Below are 18,208 nucleotides of genomic sequence, written 5' to 3'. Positions count from 1 at the left end.
CAAGAAACGAAATTGTAAGGAGATGTGAATAATGGGAAGGGAATGCTTAAAGTTTCGGATAACCCCTCAAGAGAATAAGGATAATCATTTGCTTTATCAGAAAGACGGTTTTTTAGCCAGGATTATCCTGAACAGACCGGAGAAGAATAATGCCTTTTCTTTACCGATGATTCGGAAATGGGCAGAGGCACTTCAAGACGCACAAGAGGATCAAAACATAAGGGTTATCGTGGTGACTGCCATGGGTAAGGCCTTTTCCGCCGGCGGGGATATCGATGCCATGCTTAATGGAAAAGGATTTGTCGGATGTGATGATCAAGGTGAGTCATGGGGCGATAAGGCCATCGACCGTAAACGGGCTTTGACAAGCCTCATCCATAAAATTGCATTGACACTGGACATAATGGATAAACCAGTTATTTGCGGTATTAACGGAATGGCCATAGGCGCAGGCCTTGATATGGCTTTAATGTGCGATATCAGGGTAGTTGCAGATGATGCGCAGCTTTCTGCCAGTTACGTGAAGGCAGGCCTTGTACCCGGAGACGGTGGTGCTTTTTATTTGCCGCGATTAGTAGGAGTTGCCAAGGCTTTAGAAATCTTATGGACTGGGGATTTTATCTCAGCCTACGAAGCAGAAAAAATGGGTATGGTCAACAAAGTTGTCCCCGCGTTGGAGCTAGAACAAGCTACCTTAGAGCTGGCTAGAAAAATAGCGGATTCCCCTCCAGTATGCGTGCAAATGATTAAGCGGGCTGTTTATTCAGCTCAACGCACGAACGATTTGCGGACAGCGTTAGATTTAATTTCTTCCCAAATGGCTATTGTTTCTGAAATGTCTGACCACAGGGAAGGGTTGGCAGCCCTTAAAGAAAAACGTAAACCAATTTTTACTGGTCATTAATTACAGGAGGGAGAGGGGAAAAATGGATTTTGGATTAACCGAAGAGCAAAGAATGATTCAAGAGATGGCTCGTGATTTTGCAGAAAAGGAAATTGCTCCGTATGTTGAGGAAGACGAAGATAATCATTACTATCGCCGAGAGATCCTTACTAAAATGGGTGATTTAGGCCTGCTAGGTTGGAGCATCCCTGAAGAGTATGGCGGAAATGGCATGGGCTGGATGGAAGCTGTCGTGGCTTTATATGAAATTGCTAAGGTTCATACGTCTTGGAGGCTAAGTATTAGCGGCAACGTCTGGGGTCCGGCGATGACGATAAATGAATGGGGTACCGAGGAACAAAAGCAAAAGTATATACCCCGTCTGGTCAGTGGCCAAGCTGTAGGGAGCTTTGCGATAACTGAGGCCAACACGGGTTCTGATGTGGCTAGTATGAAAACTTCTGCCGTAGATAAGGGTGACCACTGGTTGGTGAATGGCTCCAAAATGTGGATATCAGGCGGACACACTTGCGATATTGGACTTCTCTATGCGGTCACAGAAAAAGGAGCAGGAACGAAGGGTTTATCCTGTTTTATCGTGGACTATAATAATACCCCGGGTATTACAAGAATTCCCATTCTCAAAAAGGTGGGCATGTGGCCTGCTCCGACTTCAGAACTGGTGTTTGAAAACGCTGTGATTCCAAAGGAAAACCTTTTAGGTCCTCTTAATAAGGGTTTCTTGATTTGTATGTGGATGTTAAATAACACACGTATGGGTTGTGCCACTGGTTCGGCAGCGCTTTCTGCGGCCTGTCTAGAGGGGGCAGTTCAATATGCCAATGAGCGTACCCAGTTTGGCAAACAGATTGGAAAATATCAAATGATCCAGCAACAGCTTGCTGAAATGAAACTAGAAGACGAAGCTGCTAAATACCTGGTTTATCGAGCTGCCTGGCTCAAGGAAAACAAATTGCCAAACCAACAAGCGACTTCGATGGCTAAACTATTCGGCTGTAATGCAGCAGTTCATGGTGCAAACATGGCCATGAAAATCTACGGCTCATATGGTTATTCAACCGAATATCCTTGTGGTCGATGGCTCCGCGATGCCAAGCAGTTTGAAACCCTCGAAGGAACGTCCAACATTCATATGCAGATTATTGCCAACATCGAGCTTGGTTACCAGCCAAATAGGTAGTTTACTAATTTAACTACCCTTTAAAAAATAAACATAAATTTTAGTATTATTATTCCTAATTTCCGATGATGAGGGGGGAACGAGTTTGTTGCGTGTCGGTCAAGTGATGTCACGACTTTCCGTATGTCTTTACAGTTACCACACTATAGGGGATGCACTTACTTTAATAAAGGAGAGAAAAGTGACGGGCTTGCCTTTACTCAACGATCAAGGTCGTCTGATGGGTATGGTTACCAAAGAGCAGATTTTCGAGAAGGGCCTAGAAAACTTCAATGCGGAGAATAAGGCTGTCGACTATTTGACGACTCGTTTCCTTCCTTTAAAGGAAGACGCGTTATTAGAAGATGTTAGGGAATTACCTTTTGATATTTACCCAGTCTTGAATAACCAAGAAGAAATTACTGGAGTGGTGACCAGATATTCTTTGATGAATGCTTATCTTCAACAGGTCCAATTACGCAGTCAAGAACTTGAAGCGGTCTTTGACTCGGCCCATAATGGGATTTTAGCTATCAATAAACAGGGAATTATTACATCTCTCAACCCAGCAGCAGAAAGACCCACTATGTCAACTAAAGAAAAAGCGGTTGGACGTTTTTTAAACGATATTATTATCCCAACAGGTCTCTTAGAGGTTGTACGCAGTGGAATACCGGAATTTGGGACTAAATTTAAAGTGGGTCGCAGACTGTATATCTCTAATCGGACTCCGATTATTAAAGATGGGGAAGTAGTAGGGGCGGTAGGCGTTTTCCAAGATGTTTCTGAGCTAGAAAAGATTTTGCAAGAACTGAGAAGTGTAAAACAACTTAATGAGGAGCTCCAGACAATTATTGTTTCTTCTTATGACGGATTAATCATTTGTGATGGCCAGGGTGAAATTCTTCGTTGTAACCCTGCTGTGGGCAGGATCTTGGAAGTTCCTTGGGCAGGTCTGGTAGGAAAGCCGTTTAAAGACCTTGTGGATAATGGAGTTTTCCAGAAAAATATTATCCAATTGGTTAAAAAACAGGATGGTTTAGCAAGTATTTTGGAAAGACCTTTTGATAAGCATTCTCTAGTTATCACGGGCAACCCAGTTTATAGTGAAGAAGGGGAAATTGTAAAAATTGTTATCAACATTCGAGATACGAGTGAGTTAGTATTTTTACGAGAAGCTCTGGAAGAAAGTAAACAACTATCAGAAAAGTATCAGTCTCAGATTGTTCAGATGAGGAATCAGCAGGAAATGGGTGCAGAGTTGAGGTCCTGTTCGGTTATCATGAACAACGTCATGGATCTTGCTTCGAGGGTAAGCCAAGTCGATTCACCAGTCGTCTTAGTAGGGGAACAAGGGGTAGGTAAGGAAGAAATTGCTAAATTAATTCATTTAAATAGTAAACGTAGTAAAGCTCCTTTTTACAAATTGAATTGCGGATCCCTTCCTAACCAGCTCTTAGAGATTGAACTATTCGGCCAAGGAATCTCTGAGGATAACGGTAATAAGGGAAAAGCAGGGGTATTCGAGTTAGCTGAAAAAGGTAGTGTCTACCTGGAGGATATTGGCAAGATGTCCTTAAGTCTACAAGGACGTCTGTTGCGGATACTGCAAGATAAGACACTGCAAGTTTCAGGTGGAAAAGAAACTATTTCCGTTGATATTAGAATAATTGCCAGTAGCATGAGACCTCTGAAAGAGTTAGTGGAGAAGGGTCTTTTCCGCGGGGATCTCTTCTTTAGTCTCAACGTAGTACCTATTAAAGTTCCAGCCTTAAGGGAACGTAAAGAAGATCTTATTCCCTTGGTTCTTTTTCATCTGGAGCAAAACAATAAGCGACATGGGCTGGAAAAAGTCTTTTCTCCAGAAGCAGTTCATTTATTCTTGAACTATCCTTGGTTAGGTAATGTTCGGGAGATGGCGAACGTCATAGAGAGGTTGGTAGTTACTTCTAACGAAAAGCTTATTTCTGCTCGAGAAGTTGACCACGTACTTTATGAAAAGGAACAAAGCCCTCTTAGGTCCGTTACAGTGGCCGGAGTAATTCCACTTAAAGAAGCTATCGATGATTTAGAACAACAACTTGTTAAGTTAGCTATGAAGCAACACGGAACGACCGTTAAAGCCGCAGAGGCTCTAGGGGTTAATCAGTCCACGGTAGTACGGAAGTTGAAGAAATTAAAAGACATGCAGGAAAATGTCACAAAATCTTGGGACTAGTAGTAAGCAAATTACCATAGAAAGGACGGGATTAGTGTGACTGATTGGGGTTTAGCTGTCAAGGTGTTTGTAAGTGGCGTAAGTATTGTCATGTTGATCATGTTTTTACTACAGCTCTCGGTAAGTGCTAGTTCATTTGTCGTTAGAAGTTTTGAAAAACGTCTAGCAAAAGCAAAGGAATAAGTTAATTAATGTAGAAAGATAGAGAGGAGACGTTTAAGACATGGAGAATGTACTACAAGACTTGATTGCATCCAGCGGCTTTTTTCATCTTACCGTTGGGAATGTGGGTATGTGGATAATAGCTTTTGTACTTATGTATTTGGCCATTAAAAAGGGATATGAGCCCCTGCTCTTATTACCAATTGCCTTTGGAATCCTAGTAGTAAATTTACCGCTGACATATTTAATGCAGCCCGAAGAAGGACTTATCTGGAAATTTTATAACTACGGAATTAAATGGGAAATAATTCCTCCCCTGATTTTTCTTGGTTTAGGTGCGATGACCGATTTCGGCCCCGTGATAGCAAATCCTAAAACTTTGCTTCTCGGCGGCGGTGCTCAAGTGGGAGTTTATGTTACCTTTTTTGTTGCTTTGCTTTTTGGTTTCGACATGAAAGAAGCAGCGTCGATTGGGATCATTGGGGGAGCAGACGGTCCGACCTCAATTTATCTCACATCTAAGTTAGCGCCCCATCTGCTTGGGCCAATAGCAGTGGCAGCTTATTCATACATGGCCCTGGTTCCAGTTATACAACCACCCATCATGAAATTACTGACAACTAAGGATGAACGAAGAATCGTGATGCGAAAGTTACGTGTGGTCAGCAAAACGGAAAAGATTGTTTTCCCAGTTGTTACAGGAATGTTGATTATGTTGATTGTCCCTGCTTCAGCCGCATTAATGGCTATGTTTATGCTTGGCAACTTATTTAAGGAATCAGGAGTTGTCGAAAGGCTTTCGAAGGCGGCCCAAAACGAAATCATGAATACTGTGACAATTTTCCTAGGGCTTTCCGTAGGTGCCACTATGACAGCGGAGATATTCCTCAAAAAAGAAGTAATTTTCTTATTCATTCTCGGTTTATTTGCCTTTTCGATTGCTACAGCGTCTGGAGTTTTGTTAGCAAAGTTAATGAATCTTTTCATAAAAGAGAAAATCAATCCTTTGATCGGAGCTGCGGGGGTTTCTGCCGTACCCATGGCTGCTCGGGTTGTTCATAAAGTAGGCGCAGAGGAAAATCGTCAAAACTATCTCTTAATGCACGCCATGGGTCCTAATGTGGCGGGAGTAATAGGTACTTTAATTGCAGCATCAGTTATGTTGACGTTTTTAAAATAGCATTTTGCAGTTGATGTTGTTTTATAAATTCATAAGGTTATAATTAAATAAAACTTTTTCTTTTTTTATAAGAAGTTATCAGAAAGTTTTAAGTATATTACGAATTATGAATATTTATTATAATGAAACACCAATGCGACATTAGGCTATAACGCCGCATGTCGGTGTTTATACAGGATTAGTTGAGATGGAAGGGGTGAATTAAGACACTCGAAAGATTGGTATTATTTTAATTGAAAAAAATGTATGAGGAGGACGATTTTTAATGAGGAAAGTATTTAGCTTAATAATGGTAATTGTGATTACGCTTGCTATGACAGGTTGTGGAGGTCAAGCTACTCAGGCGCCAGCTAGTTCTAGTCCGGAACCCGTAAAAGAACAAAAAGTGAACGTTGCTACTGGTACTACTTCCGGGGCCTATTATCCGATAGGAAATGCCATGGCTAAAATATGGACGGACAAAGTTCCTGGTGTTAAAGCTTCAGCCCAGTCAACTGAGGCAAGTGCGGCTAATATGAATTTCTTGCAACAAAAGGAAGTCGAAGTTGCCTTTACTATGGCCAATGTAGCTGTGTACGCTTATGAAGGTCAGGATAATTTTGCAGGACGAGCCAACAAGGACCTGCGTGGGATGACGTTTCTGTATCCAAATGTCACGCAAATTGTAGTACGTAAGGATTCAGGTATCAACTCTCTCAAGGATCTTAAAGGAAAGAGATTTGCACCAGGTGCCACTGGGAGCGGGACAGTAACAAACTCTAAGGAAGTCCTAGGAGCTTATGATTTGAATTTCTGGGATAAGGATAAGAGTAACGTTAAAGCCGATTACGTGGGATTCAATGAGGCGAGTGAGTTGTTGAAAAACAAACAGGTCGATGCCTCTAATTTCTCCGGTGCCATGCCCTTGGCTGCGATCTTGGATGTTTCCAATTCAATTGACGTCAAGCTAATTTCTCTTGAACCGGACATGATTAAGGCCATAATCGCCAAGTATCCGTTCTATTATGAATATGTCATTCCAAAAGGCACCTACAAGGGGCAGGATGAAGAAGTGCACACGGTAGCCTTGGCAAATCTATTACTTACACGGGCTGACCTAAGTGAGAAGTTAATCTATGATCTTACTAAGGGTATTTATGATAATATACCAGACCTGATGAATGCCCACGCGATTACTAAGAATATTAAGAAAGAAGATGCTGCAAAAGGAATGGGGACTGTGCCGCTGCACCCGGGTGCAATTAAGTACTTCAAGGAAGTCGGTGTAATGAAGTAAAGTAAAGAGAGTGGTTAGCTGCATGAATGATAAAAAAGGAAAGCGTGACATTCAACAGGTCAACGCATTATCAGAAAACCAAATCACAGAAGAAGAAATTATACAGGAAACTCTGGAAAAATACGACAAAGAGTCGCAATTCCGGAAGTTTGACGCCAAATCAAAACTTGCGTTATTGGTCTCTGTTATAGCTGTTTCATTTTCCATTTTTCATTTGTGGGTAGCGGGTTTTGGAGCGCTAGAGGCCATAAAGTTGCGCTCCATTCACCTGACCTTTGTCATGGTGCTCATCTTCCTGCTTTATCCTGCCCGTAAGAAAGGGTTGCAGAGCAAACCGGGCATTGTGGACTGGTTCATGGTTGGGCTGAGTGTTGTAGTCGGCCTCTATATGGTCTTTGCCAACGAGGCATTAGCAATGCGCGGAGGTCTGGCGATTACCCAGGATTACATCATGGGGGCCTTAGGTATTCTAGTTGTGCTCGAGGCGGGACGCCGGGCCTTAGGCAAAGAGTTGCCGATCCTTGGCGCACTATTTCTCCTCTATGCCTACTTTGGAGAACACATCCCGGGTTCCTTTGGGCATAGCGGCTTCAGCATAAAGCGAATTATTTCCCAAATGTACTTAGGCTCAGAAGGTATTTTCGGTATCGCCCTGGGTGTTTCGGCCACGTTCATTTTCTTATTTATATTATTCGGTGCTTTCCTCGGGGAAACTGGGATGGCCAAGTTGATTAACGATTCGTCAATGGCCATCGCAGGAACTTCACCGGGTGGACCAGCTAAGGTCGCTATATTCGCAAGTGGGATTATGGGAACGATCAGTGGTAGTGCGGTAGCCAATGTAGCTTCTACTGGTGCATTTACCATCCCTCTGATGAAAGGTATAGGTTATAGGCCTCATTTTGCTGCGGCGGTGGAAGCAGTTGCTTCCACCGGTGGTCAGTTCATGCCTCCTATAATGGGAGCTGCGGCGTTTGTCATGGCAGAAATCTTGAATATCCCCTATAAAGACATTATGATTGCCGCGCTGATACCTGCCTTTCTCTACTATTTAGCGGTCTTTTCAATGGTGCACTTAGAAGCACTTAAGACTGGGTTAAAGGGTGTGCCACGTGACCAATTGCCAAACATGAAATTGGTCTTGAAAGAACGAGGACATCTGATATTGCCGCTCGTGGCAATAGTCTATCTGCTTGTAAAAGGTGTAACTCCAACTTATGCTGCTTTCTATGGGATTATTGTTGCGGTAGCTGCAAGCCTCATGCGCAAATCGACTCGAATGAGCTGGCGTGGCTTTTTGAAGGCGTTAGAAATAGGGGCTAAAGGGAGTATCGGTGTAGCTATTGCCACAGCGGTGGTGGGTTTTATCGTCGGGGTATCCTCTCTGACCAGCCTGGGTATTACACTAGGTGACAACATTCTTGCCTTAGCTCACGGCTACTTGTTACCTACCTTGGCCCTGACCATGGTCACAGCTATAATTCTAGGTATGGGAATGCCCACAACAGCGGTCTACATCGTGGGGGCAACCATTGCCGCCCCTGCTCTCCTCAAGCTGGGGATCGCTCCTTTGGCCGCTCACCTGTTCGTATTCTACTTTGGCAACATTTCTAACGTAACCCCACCGGTAGCCTTGGCTGCCTTCGCAGGGGCCGGGATTGCCGGAGCAAGCCCAAGTAGAGTAGGGTGGACTGCGGCACGCTTAGCCTCAGCTGGATTCTTAATTCCTTATATTTGGATTTACTCGCCAGCCTTAATAGCCCAGGGTAGTATGACTGAGATTCTCGGGGCGGTAGTAACCGCGACTATGGGAATTATAGCGCTAGCCTGTGCTGTACAGGGCTATATGCTAACAACTACTAATGTTTTCCATAGATTATTATTGTTTGTAGCTGCTTTTGGCCTGATTAAACCCGGATTGCTTACAGATACAGTTGGTATCTCGGTATTAATATTAGTGTTCCTCTGGCAGCGGTTTCAGCTTAAATCAGAAGAGGCCAAGGGAATCAACCTCTAGTATTAGTTTATTCAGGCAAAAATTATAGGCCAAGATCTTTAGCAGAGTACCTAACAGGTCAGTATAATTGCCTGCCGGAACACTGGTGGGCTATTATACTGTTCTAGAAATCAAGACTTTGGAGAGGGGAAACAGGAATGCAATATTTCATGGAACCAACAGGTGTAGCCATTATTGGAGTAAGCCAGGACTTTAAAACTATTAACGGCAAAATTCTAAAATATTTGTTAGATCATAAGTATCAAGGTCAGATTTATCCGGTTAATCCCAAGTACAAAGAAATCAAAGGACTGATCTGTTATTCTTCGGTAGGGGCTATTCCTGAACAAGTAGATTTAGCTCTGATTGCCGTGGCTGCCGCTCGAGTACCTGGGATTTTGAGGGATTGCGGTGCCAAAGGAATCAAAAGAGCTGTGATCTTTTCTTCGGGCTTTGCTGAAACCGGCGCAGAAGGTAAAGCGATCCAAGACGATATTATCAAGATAGCCCAAGAATTTCAGATGCGCTTAATTGGTCCTAACTGCTTGGGTATTTTGAATGTTTCATCGGGGCTGATCTGTTCCTTTAGCGCTTCCATGGAAATTGAGAGTATCAAGGCAGGCCCGGTAGCCTTAGTATCCCAAAGTGGGGCTGTGGGTTTTATGCTCTTTAATTTGCTGCAAGAGGCCGGGGTTGGCGTTAACTTTGTTATCACAACAGGTAATGAAGCTGATGTAACTGCAGGTGAAGGTTTAGCTTATGTAGTGGAAAATCCCAACAGCAAAGTAATCGTCACCTATTTGGAAGGATTAAGGGATGGCGAGACCTTCAAGAAGACTGCAGAAAAGGCAGCAGAGGCAGGCAAGCCTATTATTGCCTTAAAAGTCGGTAATTCTGCCAGTGGTCAAAAAGCAGCCGCTACACACACAGCGGCGTTAACTGGTTCGGGAGCAGCCTACAAAAGTTACTTTGACAAAATGGGCATCATTCAGGCCAAAGACAGTGATGATGTTATTGACTTGGCCCAAGCCTTTGCGCCCGGTAAATTGCCGCAAGGGGATAGAGTAGGGATAGTAACCATGTCTGGTGGAGTAGGTATCTTACTGGCTGATCGTTCAGAAGAATGGGGTTTGCAAGTACCGGAATTAAGTGAAGCTTTACAGGAAGAGGTAAGGAAGGTCATTCCGTCCTTTGGTTGTGCCCAAAACCCTGTGGATGTCACAGCACAATCCCTGAACCAGGGAGAAGAATTCAAAAAATGTCTGAAGATTCTCTTGGCTTCTGATGAATTAGATATGCTGATCGTCGCCATTACTATGGCTACGGGAAAAATTGCGGAAAAAATTGGCCGTGACATTGCCGAAGCGGCTTTAGATACAGATAAACCTCTTGTTGTCTGTTGGAGTGTTGGCCAAGTAGCCAAGCCGGGTTTTGACGTCTTAAAGGATGCGGAAGTCCCACTCTATCACTCTCCAGCTCGGGCAGCTAAAGCTTTGGGGTCGCTATACCAGTATGCCAGTTTTAAACGTAGGTGGAAAACACCCGTTGCAGGAGAAATAAATTCAGACAGACAAGACAAAGTTCAACTTGCCCTTAAGGAAAGCAACAAAGCCCTAAGTGAACATGCTACCAAGGAATTATTAGAACTATACGGGCTTCCTGTCACTAAAGAATACGTTGCCACCAATGCAGAGGTCGCGGTAGCTTTTGCAGAAAAGATGGGCTATCCAGTCGTGATGAAGATTGATTCTCCTGATATTTTGCATAAAACCGAAGCTGGAGGAGTCGCTGTTAATATCAGTTCGGCACAGGATGTAGCAGCTAAATTTAATGAAATTATGGAAAAGGGCCTGATTTATAATCCCCAAGCTAAGATCAATGGGATCTTAATCCAAGAACAAATTCCACCGGGAGTAGAGGCAATCATTGGGCTGCAGAGAGATCCGGTTTTAGGCACACAGATCATGTTTGGCTTGGGCGGGATTTTTGTTGAAGTGCTTAAAGATGTAGTCTTAAAACCAGTACCTTTAAGTCGCGAGGATGCTCATAATATGCTCCGGGAGATTAAAGGGGCTGCTCTATTGAACGGAGTCAGAGGAAGGGCAGCCGTTGATAAAGAAGCCTTGGTCGAAATACTCTTGGGTGTTAGCCAATTAGCCGTGGAAGCTGGGGGTAGCCTCTTAAGCTTGGATATTAACCCAGTTACAGTTTTGGAGCAGGGTCGAGGAGCCAAGATTTTAGATGGGGTATTGGTAGGAAATACTCTCTGATCAGGTATGAGTCAGTTATCATTCTTGCCAAACTCACGCAAATCAGCTTATAATATGGTTGAAGATTACAGGTAATGTCGTTGAGATAGATTGGGGCGATTTGGTGGCTGGCAAGACCCATGATTTTTTAATGGTCAGTAAAAGTATTTTGCCCGAAGCCATTTTAAAAACCGCACAGGTGAAAGAACTCCTTGTCAAAGGCGATGTCGAAACGATCAATGATGCAGTAGAGCGTGTAGGGCTTAGTCGAAGCGCATATTATAAATACAAGGATGGCGTATTTCCGTTTTATGAGGCTAGCAGGGAAAGAATCATTACTATTTCCTTGATTCTAGAGAATAAAGCCGGAGTACTATCCCACGTCCTAAACTTTATTGCCTCGGTTAAAGGCAACGTCCTGACGATTAATCAAGGGATTCCCCTGCAAGGAGTAGCCAATGTTTCCATTTCGATTGAAACTGCTGGCATGGCTGATACCCCCGAGAATTTATTGGCTGGGCTTGGGGAAATCGATGGGGTTAGAAAAATTGAAGTGATCGGTCAAACTTAGGGTTGCGGATTTAAAGCAAATATGGTATCCTTTAAAAGCCGTCAAATGAGGGCATTGAAATCGGGGCGTGGCTCAGCTTGGTAGAGCGCTACCTTGGGGTGGTAGAGGTCGCATGTTCAAATCATGTCGCTCCGACCAGTAATATTAAGGCTCTCAGCCTTTTAAGGTAGGCGGGTCAAACTGCAAATGTTGACCTAATGCCGACCAAAAAATAGACCATCTTGAATGGTCTATTTTAGTATCATGCTTTTAGTTCTATCTGCTTTCTTTTTGTTGGAGCTCGATGATTTTTCAATTGGTCTAGTACATTATTTTCATACAGCCATGTCGCATGATAATGCCGAAGAAAGTGCAAACGAGTCTTCGGTATTTTTTTGTCTCTTACGAGCTTGTCATTAATATCAATTATTTTTCGCTCGTTCTTTTTGAGCGTGAAGCCATCCATGATCACGACTTTTAAGAGGTCCATTAAATAAGGTGGAGCTGGAGGCTGGCACGAAGGCTGGTGTACAACTCCCAGTAAAGGAAGAAAACATCTACATCAATCTTAAGTCATTTACTCCGGGCGGCTGGATCAAGAGTGCTCACCCGTTCCTCGATGCGCTCCATGGAGCGGGCAGATGCCCGCGGAAGTTACTCTTAGTGGGCCGAGTTATGGAGAGATGCGCTCTCTCTTTTTTGTTGCAATCAAGATGAAGATGTCACGGATTTTATGAATAGAAAGGCTATCGAATTTGAAAAGAGGGATAAATGCCGTAGTTATCTCTATTCCGAGTTCAGCGCGAAGGCAAAATTTCTGGAGGAATTTTCGGAGCGGAACTCTTGGCTTTCCGATCCGCTGGTACCGGCAGGCAAATATCTTAAGCTTCTAATGGCAAAGCGATACTTGCTGATTTACCAAATAAAAGGGGAAAATGTCTGCGTGGACGTTGTGGCAGACTGCAGGCAGGACTACAGCTGGCTGTTATAGGAGGCAAATTGTAAGCCGTATTGGAATTTAGTACAGATTATTGGGGGCTGTCTCATAATGATGTCTGAGGACATTCATGAAAAGGCAGCTCCTTTCACTTTCATGACAAGTGGACGGATTGCTTCAGAGTAATTTGCCAAGTTGTCTGACATTTTTCGAAGCCTGAACATATTATATTCCAGTAATTTCTTTGAGAAGGAATGAATTCAGAGCATGCTATTTGAACGGGAAGACTGGAAATTGTTCAGAAATATGGAGACACTGCCCCAAAAGGCAGGGGTGCCTAAAAGCAAATTATCCCTGTTGGTTTGTAAGGAACTGGTAGACAATGCTCTAGATCTAGGAGGAGATTGTGAAATTGGTTATGGGGGGGAGTTTTTTTATGTCAAGGATCACGGCAACGGCCTGGATCCCGAACTGTTTTCAATCAACAGGCCCCTCAGATCCTCTAAGTATTTAAGATTGCCTACCAGAGGAGCGCTGGGGAATGGCCTGCGCGTGGTAGCCGGGGCGGTAGCAGCATCGGGCGGCGAACTCTATGTTTCCACCCGAGGGAAAACTTATAAAATCCATTGGCAAAAGGACGGCAGGGCCCTCCCGGAATGTTTAGGTGCATATCACGAAGAGGGGACAAAAATCAGCTTGACTTTAGGCAAAATGCCCATCGATTCAAACTGGGCGCGCCTGGCGATAGACTATGCCCAAGGTGAAACCTACCGAGGAAACACCTCTCCCTATTGGTATACCAGCGAGAACTTTTTTGAATTGTTTCAATCCTTCAGCGGATCGGTCAGGGAACTGATCGCCCAATTTGATGGCTGTACCGGCAGAAAAGCTGGGATAATAGCCGCTAACTATTCCAAGACACCTGCCGCTGCCTTAGGCTTTAGCGAAACAGAAGGGCTTTTGGGTGAGCTGAGAGCCCAGGTTAAAAATGTTAATCCGGAGCGGCTGGGGCGGATCGGCCAGCTGGTTAACTGGAAGGACTACTGTAAATCATCCGGTGTCTTTAAGGTCAGGAATATGAAAGGGAACCAGGAGGCGGAAATACCCTTTGTCCTGGAAGTCTATGCGGCGCTCTCCGCTACACCTCATCTCACGGTATTACTCAACAAATCACCGGTGACCGGCGAGGTCAATATCTACCACAACAAAAATGAGCTGAATCTTTTCGGCTGCGGCTTAATCTGCAATGTTAAGGCCAAGCCCGCCGTTATATTAATCAATATCATGACACCTTATATCCCCATTGTGACGGACGGGAAAGAGCCGGATCTCTCGGTCATCGCCGACGAGATTCGAGATGGTATTAAAAAGGCGGTGGACAGAGCCCAAAAATCCCTGCCCACCCCTGTAATTAAAACGAAATCCCAGAAAGAAGTTGTGGCGGTATGCCTGGAAAAAGCTATTGCCAAAGCCAGCGGCAACGGGGAATACCGCTTCAGCCTGCGCCAGCTCTATTATGCCGTCCGGCCCTACGTGATCCGTGAAACGGGGAAAGAGCCGGATTACACTTATTTCTGCCGGGATCTGATCGGCAGTTATGAGGCGGAACACGGCGACATTCCGCTGATGTACCGGGATGAGCGGGGGACGCTGTACCATCCTCATTGCGGTCAAGATATTCCCATCGGCACCATCGCGGTGGAAAATTATCATAAGCCCGCCTGGACATTCAACAAAGTCCTGTATATTGAAAAAGAGGGCTTCTTCAATGTGCTCAAGGAAAAGAAAATCCCGGAGAAATATGATATGGCCCTGCTCACCAGTAAAGGTTATGCCAGCCGGGCGGTCAAGGATTTGCTGGATGCCCTCGGGGAAAATTCAGAGGAAGAGATCACCTTTTTCTGCATTCATGACGCCGACGCTTATGGCACGATCATCTATGATACCCTGCAGAATGAAACCGGAGCCAGGCCCGGCAGAAAAGTGAAGATCATCAATCTGGGCTTAGACCCTGAAGAAGCCCTCGCCATGGGGCTGGAGGTCGAAACGGTGGAAAAATCCGGCCGTAAGAAAGGCGTGGCCAGCTATATAGATCCCCTGTGGGAGAGATGGCTGCAGAACAACAGAGTGGAACTGAATGCCATGAGTACTCCCCAGTTTCTAGCCTGGCTGGAGGGGAAAATCCAATTGCACAATAAAGGCAAAGTGATACCCCCTGAAAGGATTATGCAGGAGAGCCTGGATAAAAGCCTTCAGGATAAACTGGGCCAAAGGATTGCGGCGGAACTGTTGGAACAACATCACTACGACAATCAGGTAGCGGAAGCGGTTCGGCAGGTCAAAGAGCGCTGTGGGGACAGCCAAGCCCGGTTAGCGGAGACGGTGCCGGCGGAACTGGGGCAGGAACCGGTCCGGCACTGGAAGGATGTAGTGGAAGCTGTGTCCGAGGAGATGATTAAAAATTGCCGGTTTTCAGGTCTGACTAATCTAGATTAGTCCAGGACAAAACCGCCATATTTTTAAACTGGAGGCTGTGTGCAGGTTCAAAACAGGCCGGCCCGGGAGGAAGCTGCTCCATAGCTGCTTATGACTCTGAACCTATGTCAGCAGTTGACGACTTTGAATCGTTACAGCTTCAATTACGATTCCAACGAAGCGTCATCCAACGATGATTGAAATTTAAGCTGGTCGCAACCCCCTGTGGGTAGTAAGAGTAATGATAGCCAATTTGGAGTGGGCTAATGTATATAAGCTAAGCTTAGGATTTATTTCCTAAATAAGAAAGGATTACAATAAATAATAGAGAATAAAACAGATTAGTGAAGAATTTAAAAGTCATATTTTCCAGCAAAAACAGGTGCAAATAAGAATGACTTGTGTAGAAACCGAACAGGAGATCATATTAAAGCGACATTCCACTCAAGGTAAAACCTTTGGGGGCGGTAATAGACGCAGATAAAGAAGAAAATAATTAGCGAAAACCGTCCCGAATAATTTTAAGTGAGAACGGATTTTACAGGAGGGTAAAGATATGTCTTTTTTTGATAAATTAAAGGAAGCCACTGAGAGCTCAATTGATTTTGCAGTGACTAAAATATCTGATATTAAGGAAAATATTGAGGACGCGGAACCAAAAGAAATAAAATTTAGTGAAAAGCAGCTGATTGATATATATGGACTTCTATTTAAGATAGCCTATGTTGACGGAGGACTCTATAAGGACGAATTAAGGAAAATTTACGAAATTATGAACACAGACGGATTCTCTGAAAGCGGTAAATTAGAAATTCAAAACTATTTAGTTGAAGAGCCCAACATTGAAGTAATAGTTCAAAATGTCAAGGAATATGAGAAGGAAATTAAGTACATAGCTTATTTAAATTGTATCGAGATATCAATATGTAATGATGAATTAAATTCTACACAACAAGAATTTCTTGGAAGGTTAAGTAACGAATTCAGTATCACTGATGATCAAAACAAAGAGATGCGTAAATTTGCACAAAAAGCTAAAGAAATTGCCCAGAGAGGAATCGATGATCAGTTTGCGGCTGATACTTTGAAAGCGGGAATTGGCGCATTGGGTGCAGTTGGTGTTCCGATAGCTGCTGTGTACTTTAGTGGTAGTGTAATCGGGTTAAGTGCAGCGGGAATTACTAGTGGACTAGCGGCACTTGGATTAGGGTTTGGAATGATTCCTGGAATAGGAATCGCAATTGTTATCGGAACAGTTATTTTTGTTGTTGTGACAAACTTACTTGATGTTGGAGGTAAAAAACAGAAAGAAAAAGCTCAACTTGCAAAAGAAAGGCGCGCCGAGCAAGTAATTAGAAATTTACAGGATACAATAAATAATTTAATTGACAAATTAATGGAATTAGAAAAGAAGGCACAAGATGCAGAGTCTAATAGAGAAGCTATTCATAAACTTCAGGAAGTTATACAAAAGTTGAGACAAATTCAGAATTCTAAGAAACAAGGTTGTGCGGCATGCTAACACAGGAAGAGTTAGATGGCCTGCATCCCATTATTAATGTTCAATATAACATAGTAACTAAAATGACTCAAAAAATTGAAGATATTGAAACAGCCTTTTCTACAAATAGAGATACTGCGATGGAAATTATATCGGTCCAAAAAATGCTAGATGAATTATTACAGGATATTGAGTTGCTTTCCGAAGAAGATATTTTAAATGCGCAGCTAGAAACAGAGAGTATTAATTCTATTTATGAGAAAAAACGAGCTGAAATTAAATTTTATTTCGAAAAAATTGAATTTACCACATGGGATGATTATGTTGTGGAATGTTATAAATATTCCTTGAAAAACGATATCAATCCATTTGTTCCATATGAAATGTTTTTATCTAATATTGATTTAGAGACTATTAATAGCGAAAAGTATAGCAAGCAATTTAAATGGGATAAATGGGATTATATATTCGTTGGGCTTGCAGGAATTGTGGCTGCACTTACTGATATATTCATTGTAGCGATACCTAAAGATATGACGTCAGGTGTATATAAAGGACAAAAAGGTAGTCCGTTGACTAAATGGCTACAGAGCTTAAGATTACCGGACGGTTTACAGAGCTGGCTTGAAAATGTAGCTAAAGTTCCATACGATAACACTGGTGGTTCTACTCATAGAATTGATACGATTGGTCATGACCCCATTTTAGGTTTGATTTTTGGAGTAATCGATATAATAAGGGGAACTTCTACATCTCTTAAGGATGGAATTATTGTTATTGAAAAGGTGAGTGTGGGTACGGATCCTCTTGAAGCAGTTGTGAAACAATTTCTGCATTTGTGTTCGGATGTTTGTACTAAGAAAGGATTGCCGATCCCTTTTGCTTCGATTTTTGAGTTATTAAATGTTGGTAGTTTTAAAAGACCTAATGGGAAGACTGCAACCATTAGTCAGTTAACTAAATGGATGTATTACCATGGGTACGATTTAAGGCATTTTGCGACGATGAGTATTACTCCGGCATCAATTGAAATTATTTTAAGAATGTATATAATGATCCGTCATTTTGTAGAAAACGACGATATTGTTTTTATGGTGGGAGGTAATCCTAAATACCGATCCATGTTATTAAGTTCTCATTCTATAGCTTGTGCGGCAAATGTTGGAAAAGTATATTTAAGGCAAGGAAACCCTCTTGCTATTAATTATGCTGAATGGTTAGCGTTAATTAGATACCTCATTCCATCGGTTAAATATTGGTTATTTGATAGAGCAGAATTAGAACTGAAGCATCTTGAAAGTATTAATGACGATATTTGGGATCAATTACTTCAAAACTCCGACAAACTATTGAAAAAGTCAAAGTTTGAGAATATGGAGCCTATTATATTGGGGGAAGTAACCAGTTGTTACAGGAGTGCAAGGTCCGAGGATATGCTCGCATCTGCCACATGGACACGATGACAAAACCAAAAAGCTGGAGTCCGCAGGACATTCTCGCTTCAGCATAGAATGTTCTGCTGGCTAGCGCCGAGCGAACTATCCCCACCCGTCCGTGTATGAGCGACGCAGGAGGAATACGCGGCCCTCGGACCCGGCCGC

At 43.2% G+C, this 18,208-nt stretch carries 13 protein-coding genes and 1 tRNA gene; all 14 read left to right on the top strand.

The genetic code is table 11. From position 1 onward, the window contains the following. Window positions 1-31 precede the first annotated feature (31 nt). The 14 genes from JL57_RS10550 to JL57_RS10480 all read left to right on the top strand — a co-directional run bounded on the left by JL57_RS10550 (window position 32) and on the right by JL57_RS10480 (window position 18,070). Window positions 32-904 (top strand): enoyl-CoA hydratase/isomerase family protein, encoded by an 873-nt coding sequence (locus JL57_RS10550; protein ID WP_045691392.1) that lies wholly within the window; start codon window positions 32-34, stop codon window positions 902-904. 22 nt (window positions 905-926) lie between these two features. Continuing rightward, a complete protein-coding gene (locus JL57_RS10545) occupies window positions 927-2,084 on the top strand; it encodes an acyl-CoA dehydrogenase family protein (protein WP_034142003.1) in 1,158 nt (385 codons plus the stop codon). A gap of 85 nt (window positions 2,085-2,169) precedes the next feature. Beyond that, window positions 2,170-4,281 (top strand): sigma-54-dependent Fis family transcriptional regulator, encoded by a 2,112-nt coding sequence (locus JL57_RS10540; RefSeq protein ID WP_034142002.1) that lies wholly within the window; start codon window positions 2,170-2,172, stop codon window positions 4,279-4,281. 36 nt (window positions 4,282-4,317) lie between these two features. Beyond that, window positions 4,318-4,464, top strand: a complete 147-nt coding sequence (locus tag JL57_RS34115; protein WP_291299948.1) for a hypothetical protein — start codon at window positions 4,318-4,320, stop codon at window positions 4,462-4,464. Window positions 4,465-4,504: 40 nt separating this feature from the next. Then, window positions 4,505-5,623, top strand: a complete 1,119-nt coding sequence (locus JL57_RS10535; protein ID WP_034142001.1) for a sodium ion-translocating decarboxylase subunit beta — start codon at window positions 4,505-4,507, stop codon at window positions 5,621-5,623. 265 nt (window positions 5,624-5,888) lie between these two features. Beyond that, window positions 5,889-6,899, top strand: a complete 1,011-nt coding sequence (locus tag JL57_RS10530) for a TAXI family TRAP transporter solute-binding subunit (RefSeq protein WP_034142000.1) — start codon at window positions 5,889-5,891, stop codon at window positions 6,897-6,899. 22 nt (window positions 6,900-6,921) lie between these two features. After that, on the top strand, window positions 6,922-8,916 hold the full coding sequence (locus JL57_RS10525; RefSeq protein ID WP_291299947.1) for a TRAP transporter permease: 1,995 nt from the start codon (window positions 6,922-6,924) through the stop codon (window positions 8,914-8,916). A 137-nt stretch (window positions 8,917-9,053) separates the two neighbouring features. After that, window positions 9,054-11,165, top strand: coding sequence for an acetate--CoA ligase family protein (locus JL57_RS10520; RefSeq protein WP_034141999.1), 2,112 nt, complete (start codon window positions 9,054-9,056; stop codon window positions 11,163-11,165). Window positions 11,166-11,268: 103 nt separating this feature from the next. Further along, window positions 11,269-11,715 (top strand): ACT domain-containing protein, encoded by a 447-nt coding sequence (locus JL57_RS10515; RefSeq protein WP_034141998.1) that lies wholly within the window; start codon window positions 11,269-11,271, stop codon window positions 11,713-11,715. Window positions 11,716-11,776: 61 nt separating this feature from the next. Beyond that, a tRNA-Pro gene (locus JL57_RS10510) sits at window positions 11,777-11,853 on the top strand. A gap of 574 nt (window positions 11,854-12,427) precedes the next feature. After that, entirely contained in the window at window positions 12,428-12,685 is a 258-nt protein-coding gene (locus tag JL57_RS10495; RefSeq protein ID WP_045690927.1) for a hypothetical protein, read from the top strand. Between the two features lie 213 nt (window positions 12,686-12,898). Further along, complete coding sequence (locus tag JL57_RS10490; RefSeq protein ID WP_034141995.1) at window positions 12,899-15,127, top strand: hypothetical protein; 2,229 nt, start codon at window positions 12,899-12,901, stop codon at window positions 15,125-15,127. Between the two features lie 535 nt (window positions 15,128-15,662). Then, a complete protein-coding gene (locus JL57_RS10485) occupies window positions 15,663-16,628 on the top strand; it encodes a phage holin family protein (RefSeq protein WP_291299946.1) in 966 nt (321 codons plus the stop codon). Further along, window positions 16,622-18,070, top strand: a complete 1,449-nt coding sequence (locus JL57_RS10480) for a hypothetical protein (protein ID WP_291299945.1) — start codon at window positions 16,622-16,624, stop codon at window positions 18,068-18,070. The genes JL57_RS10485 and JL57_RS10480 overlap by 7 nt, the downstream gene beginning before the upstream one ends. The last annotated feature ends 138 nt before the right edge of the window (window positions 18,071-18,208 follow it).

The organism is Desulfosporosinus sp. BICA1-9, assembly GCF_000802135.1.
The sequence above is the reverse complement of the archived record's forward strand: the minus strand, read 5'-3'. Positions and strand labels throughout refer to the sequence as shown.

Excerpts from the sequence above, each read along its gene's own strand:
- JL57_RS10550 (WP_045691392.1), top strand. The coding sequence starts at position 32 with ATGGGAAGGGAATGCTTAAAGTTTCGGATAACCCCTCAAGAGAATAAG.
- JL57_RS10545 (WP_034142003.1), top strand. The coding sequence starts at position 927 with ATGGATTTTGGATTAACCGAAGAGCAAAGAATGATTCAAGAGATGGCT.
- JL57_RS10535 (WP_034142001.1), top strand. The coding sequence starts at position 4,505 with ATGGAGAATGTACTACAAGACTTGATTGCATCCAGCGGCTTTTTTCAT.
- JL57_RS10530 (WP_034142000.1), top strand. The coding sequence starts at position 5,889 with ATGAGGAAAGTATTTAGCTTAATAATGGTAATTGTGATTACGCTTGCT.
- JL57_RS10525 (WP_291299947.1), top strand. The coding sequence starts at position 6,922 with ATGAATGATAAAAAAGGAAAGCGTGACATTCAACAGGTCAACGCATTA.
- JL57_RS10520 (WP_034141999.1), top strand. The coding sequence starts at position 9,054 with ATGCAATATTTCATGGAACCAACAGGTGTAGCCATTATTGGAGTAAGC.
- JL57_RS10495 (WP_045690927.1), top strand. The coding sequence starts at position 12,428 with ATGAATAGAAAGGCTATCGAATTTGAAAAGAGGGATAAATGCCGTAGT.
- JL57_RS10490 (WP_034141995.1), top strand. The coding sequence starts at position 12,899 with ATGCTATTTGAACGGGAAGACTGGAAATTGTTCAGAAATATGGAGACA.
- JL57_RS10485 (WP_291299946.1), top strand. The coding sequence starts at position 15,663 with ATGTCTTTTTTTGATAAATTAAAGGAAGCCACTGAGAGCTCAATTGAT.
- JL57_RS10480 (WP_291299945.1), top strand. The coding sequence starts at position 16,622 with ATGCTAACACAGGAAGAGTTAGATGGCCTGCATCCCATTATTAATGTT.